Origin of the sequence: Dyella sp. (assembly GCF_051954575.1) — a bacterium.
In the GTDB taxonomy this organism is placed as follows: Bacteria; Pseudomonadota; Gammaproteobacteria; order Xanthomonadales; family Rhodanobacteraceae; genus Dyella_B.
This window is the reverse complement of record NZ_JBQCHP010000040.1, coordinates 1-5,596: the sequence shown is the minus strand read 5'-3', so window position 1 is coordinate 5,596 and position 5,596 is coordinate 1. Positions and strand designations below refer to the sequence as shown.

Genomic DNA, 5,596 nt, shown 5'->3' with positions numbered 1-5,596 from the left:
CATTTCCGTTAAAGTTGCCGCCATTATGATTTTCGTGTGAAGTGGGGACGGGGGCATGATGATTGCCATTTCCTATAGGATGCGCCTGTGCTGAACAGCAAAGCGCGGATGAAACAAAAAAGACAATCATTGACGTGTTGTATTTTTTCATGGCGGTTTCCTTACGATGCAGCAGTGCGTTGTGGGATATCGAAACTCAGACCAAAGCCGAGTCGAGTCAGATACGAGTGACTTTGCACGTTTCCTTGTGGCTTTTGCTGCACTCTGGCCTCCGTTTTGACCCAATGTTTTTCTCTGACGCCGATCAGTTGGAAGTAACCAGCGCGTTCTCGTTCTCCGCGCTGCCCTCGCCGTCACCGGCCGTATAGTTCCCACTCTGCGATATGCTGGTTGTTACGCTTTCCAGGCCACCACCGTAATCACCATAAGCTACAGTCCCGCTGCCAACGGTCCATTTGGTGCCTTGAACCTGCTGATTGCCATCTTCGCTATTCAGAATGACGGTGCCGTTGTCAGCCAGTCCCGTTGCTGCAGTGCGCGTTCCGCCCGATACAGGAAGTATCAAATAGAGCAAGGCGGCGTTGGTGTCCCAGAAGGCTGACTGCGTTTTGCCGCTGGTGTCCTGGTATTGCACGACCACATCATCATTGTTGTTGAGAAAGGCGCCGGCCGTGCGCGTGCCGTCCGGCAAACCGCCTCCGCTTAGCAGAATGGGCGCACTGCTGACGCTGGGCCAGAACGCTGCCTGCGGCGAGCCGCCCGGAAAATAGCAGGTGCCCAATGCCTGTACGTTGTCGTTGACGGCGACCACCACACAGTTGCTGCTGCCGGACGGAACGGGCAGAGGCGTCTTGGCATAAGCACCCAGCAAACCCGTGCCCAACAGCCCTCCTGTGACTTGCGCGATATAGGCCGTCGTCGTGCCGGAAGCATTGGGGCAGTCCAGCGCAACGCTGGGTGCGCCATTGACGTTGCTATTGTTGATGTCGGCGATACCGCAGTTATCGTTGCGGTTGGACACGGCTACCGCCGTGCTGCTGCCGTTTAGCCATATCACGGCGGTGCTATTGCCTGTGGCGCTGACGCTTTCGCCGCCGATGACGCCATTTTGGTCGAAGCTGGTAGCCCCGGTGGATACGTCAGCACCAAGGCCCAGCAAGCCAGGAAGCGATTGCAAGACCGTGATTGAGTTGGGACTGCTGACCGGCCAGGTCACCGCAAAGGACGCGTTGTTGGCATCCAGGCAACTGCCGATGACGACATTGCCATCGGTCACGCCAGCCGCCGAGCACGATTGCCCGGATGCCAGGGGGGCCAATAGTTCTTCTACGCCATTGGGTGCCACCCAGGCGATCAGTGGGCCGGTTGCATTGGCAGGCGTGCAATTGCCCACCACGACAGCATTGTCATTGACGCCACTTGATCCACATTGGGCTCCCGCCGCATGCCCTTCGCTGGACCAGGAGGCGTGCGCCACATTGGGTCGGCCAAAGCCGATCAGCACGATGGCGCCGATGGCAAGGAACAAGAGGTGATGCGAGCGGTTCGTCATGGAGTGCATGATCGTTTCCTCGTAATCAAGGTAGATTGAAAGATGTTTGCCGGGGTGTTTCCGACGTCGCAATACAAGCGTGATGAAAAATTTAAGCGAAACCACTCCGTTCACTCCGTGCGGAGTGAATGCGTGCACACATTCGATGCAACGTAAAGCAGTTAAGCAGTTTTCCTGCAGAGCATTAAGCGGCCAAGGAAAGCGGCGATATGAGCGTGCAGGTTCACTTACGGCGCGAAGGGCGATGGGTTGGGCGAGTTCCGGTGAAGCGGCGGGTCTTGGCTTCCACCTAGCCTTGAACGCATCGTGTCCTAGTGTGAAACCTCAATCTAGCCCCTATTTCCGGATTCACTAGAGGGCGTTCATTATTGCAGCGTGGAATACAACTTGCTGTTGTTCAGGCGTTGCCGTGTCATATGCTTTCTGGAGCTCCGCGGCCCTCTTTTCCTGTTCAGTCGTAAGCGGTCGTTCGATTGATACATACCTGTCTGCTGCCATAATCCTATTTGCGGCAGCTTTTCCAAGATGTCTCTCCCAATAAGCTCTCTGATCTACAGCTTCTCCAGCTCTTTGCCATCTTTCTAGCGAAAGGGCGTTGCTTGATGTCGGAAATGGCATGACGCCAAAGAAAAAAATGGAAAGAAGCGAAGACTTTGCTACTGATTGCCACATGATTGTCTCTCTCGGATAAGGAAGTCTGGCTCCACCCTGTTCGGGGCGATTAGATCAGGGCGTGATAGTAATCGTGGCAACGCCAGCGTTGGAACGAAGCCCTTGCGATGAGCTGCAGGCGCCGAGATCTAGATTTCCCGTGGTGGCGGTTTCAGTAAAGTATTCACCTGCGCCGACGCCCGCTTCGACGTCACCCGTGAGTTCGACTTCTGTCTCCCCGTTAACGAGTTTGATCACTTCCATCTGAGTGACGTAAATCATACTGGTCTTTCCGTTGTTCCAATGATATGTCGCCCAGTAGGGTTCAACGGACGCAATACCGGTGCAGCTCATGCCATCCTCTGTCGCAGAACTTGTTTTAGAGCCACCGGTGAGCGTCGGATCAGCAGTGTCGACGCAGGCATCCGTCTCGGATTCGGTGAATGTGACATCCTGCGGGCTGTAGGTAATGCCAGGCAAGTACTGTGAATTTTCAGTGCCGGTGCAGGTAATGATGACAAGGCCTTGCGCTTGGCTGGGCGCTGACGGAAGAGCAGTGAGCATGGCGATGCCGATTGCTAGTCCTAACGAGACCCCGGAGCGAAAGAAGTGTTGCAAACGTGGGTATCTCAAAGCGGAAAGCTTCATGTAGCGTTCTCCTTGTCACAAGAGCATCGCTCAGAAAAAAGCTTGTTGCGTCGTGCGATGCGGCTAACGCAACAGCGATAACGCAAGTGGGAGAGATATGATGACTGCTTTTTTTCTATTTCTGGTGTGTTCCCAGATCCTTATTTCTGAAAATAGGCCAGTGAAAAGGTGAGCTGGCATGGTCAAGCCAAGAAGAAGAGGCGAGCATGCAGGTGCGCGGCCATGTCGATTGCCCTGGTGCTGCCTGGAAAAGCAAGACGGTTTTGAGAGGTGACATGACGCCATCCTTAGCGAAGATAGAGGCACATAAATACGCGACAGCGGCGGAGCAAGCCCGCCAACGGTAAGGCGGGCAGGGCAAAGGTGAGTGCTTGGCGGAGTCTTTACTTATGAGGCGTTATTGGCATCAACACTCAAGCCAATAAATAGACTGTCGTTGATAATGACTTCCACTTCGAAGGAAAGTCTTTGCCTGTATTTTTCAGAATATTCAATAAAAGGCAGATGAAAAAGATATATGGTTTTCTTTAGTTAAATCTGTCCCCGTTTTTTTTGTGATCTTGATCAACATTCGGGGCAGGGAAGAACAAATTTGTGTTCTGGTCGATTTGCGTCAAGAAAATCGCTTCGCTGGCTAAATATTTGCCTGCATTTCAACGCCATCGACTCTTCGCCCCGGCGAAGGCCGGAGCCTGGTGACTTTGACGAACGGCGAGTCGCTGGGCCTCCGCGAAAGCGGGAGCCCATTTTCGGGATGCATCAGAGCAAAATGGATTCCCGTTTTCGCGGGAATGACGGCGAGGAGAAATGGGGGTCCCAGGGTATGATGGCCCTTTCGCTCCCCGCAGCAAGCGAGGAGCGAGGGCGGCGTATTTCAGCCCACAAACTCGTAATAATCGATGCCCAGATCCTGGAACGCCGCCTCGTACGTGGTACCAGTGCGCGCAATGACGAATTGATCGCGCGGCGGTACGTCCAGTTCGATGTGATGGCCGTCGTGCAATGCTTCGTACTGTTCGCGCGTGAGATCGGCGGATGCGGCCAACGCCTTGCGGAAACCGATTTTTGCTGCGGCTTCGCGCCAGCCTGCTGCCACGCGTAGCGGAATGGCTTCGGCGGCGTCGCCGCTGCCGTAGCCGATGGCATAGAGCTTGGCACCGGTCCAGTCGTTGTTGTTTTCCAGTGCCTGCTCGAAGCCGGCGGCAATCCATGCAGGCAATGCGGCGGTGTAGAGGTTGCCCAGTTCCATCGCCCAGTCGGTGCCCAGGTTCACGCGCGTGGCCAGCAATTGCTGGAACGCGGGGCTCTTGCGCACCAAGCCGGATAGCTTGGTGGTAAGCGGATGGGCATCCTGCGGCGCTTCGGCGTGGCTGCCGTTGCGCAGGAATTCGCCAAACAGATCGGGCTGGCGGCGGCATTCTTCGATCACGCCTTCCGGCGACACGCCAGCTTGTTCGCACAAGGCGGCAAATTCGTCGTTGGGCTGCGGCGCACGCGCCAGTGCACGCGCGTAGATAAAGGCCAGCGCCTGCAGCGGCATCATGTGGTACGGACGATGGAAGAACAGGCCGTCCGCCTGGTTGAGAAATTCCAGATCGGCCACGCCCAGGCGTTCGATCATCGCATCCGTGGCCTGGCCGACTTCGTCCAGGTAGGCGAAGGTGGAGTATTTGCCGCTGAAGATCGGGAAATCGTGCGCGCGCTTGCTGCGCTGGCCGTATTCCTGGTCGAAATGGCGCGCGAACGGCTTGCGGAAATCCGGGCCGCGGTAGTCCGATGCGCTGCCCGCATGGGCCAGGTCCACTTCGAACAGTTTCGGTTCGGCTTCCACCAGCATAGCCACGGCGCCGGCGCCTTGCGTCTGCTCGCCGCTGGAACCGCGCTCGTATTCGGCGATGTCGCTGCATACCACGATGGCCTGCTTGCCGTTGCCGTCGAAGGCCACGTAGCGCAGCGCGCTCTTGAGCGCATACACGCCGCCGAGGCAGGCGTGCTTGAATTCGGGCACTTCCAGCTGGCGCGAAAGGCGCGGCAACCCCAGGCGCTCCAGTTCGCGATCCACCATGCCGCGCACGATCACGGCGCCAGCGGAGTTGTCCTTGCTGCTTTCGGTGCCGAGAGCCAGCTGGCCGACGTTGCGCGGGTCGACGTTGTAGTTGCGGATCAGCCGCAGCACGGCGGTGGCCGCCATGGTGTATGCATCTTCATACGGGGCGGGACGGCGGAAGCTGCGGCCCACCACGGCCTGGACTTTGTCCCAGGAATTGCCGGTCCACTCGCACCAGTCGCGCAGGGAAACACGCGGCTGGGGTACATACAGGCTCATGCCGCTTACGCCAGGGTTGCGTCGTGCTGCCGTATTGTTCGCTGTGTTCAAAACCTGTGGTCCTCGGATAGTTCGGGGGCAAGGGCCGGCCGCAGTCGCCATGCGCGCGCGACGTGCGCTATGCATGAGCGTGGGAGCGCGTCGAATGCCGGCATTCCGGGGCGTTTTTGACGATCGCCGGAAGCCGTCCAAACGGGGATGATGCGTGCGCCCGGCCGGAACTACGGGATTTTAACCGTTTATCCACGACCTGGGCGACATGACTTTCGTGAGTGGCGGTCGTGGTGCCGCGCATCAAATCGTTGCTGGCGCAACTGTGCTGTGGCTTTGGTAGGTTGGGTTAGCGGAGCGTAACCCAACGTATTCGGAGGGAAATCGTTGGGTTTCGCTGCGCTAACCCAACCTGCTCAACCTTTCGG

Annotated in this window: 3 protein-coding genes; all 3 read right to left on the bottom strand. The window is 57.2% G+C overall.

The genetic code is table 11. The features are described from left to right. Positions 1-304: 304 nt before the first annotated feature. The 3 genes from ACTHNE_RS05755 to ACTHNE_RS05745 all read right to left on the bottom strand — a co-directional run bounded on the left by ACTHNE_RS05755 (position 305) and on the right by ACTHNE_RS05745 (position 5,228). On the bottom strand, positions 305-1,657 hold the full coding sequence (locus ACTHNE_RS05755; protein WP_440268744.1) for a hypothetical protein: 1,353 nt from the start codon (positions 1,655-1,657) through the stop codon (positions 305-307). A gap of 621 nt (positions 1,658-2,278) precedes the next feature. Beyond that, positions 2,279-2,851, bottom strand: a complete 573-nt coding sequence (locus ACTHNE_RS05750) for a hypothetical protein (protein ID WP_440268743.1) — start codon at positions 2,849-2,851, stop codon at positions 2,279-2,281. 874 nt (positions 2,852-3,725) lie between these two features. Continuing rightward, positions 3,726-5,228, bottom strand: a complete 1,503-nt coding sequence (locus ACTHNE_RS05745) for a hypothetical protein (protein WP_324942535.1) — start codon at positions 5,226-5,228, stop codon at positions 3,726-3,728. Between the last annotated feature and the right edge of the window lie 368 nt (positions 5,229-5,596).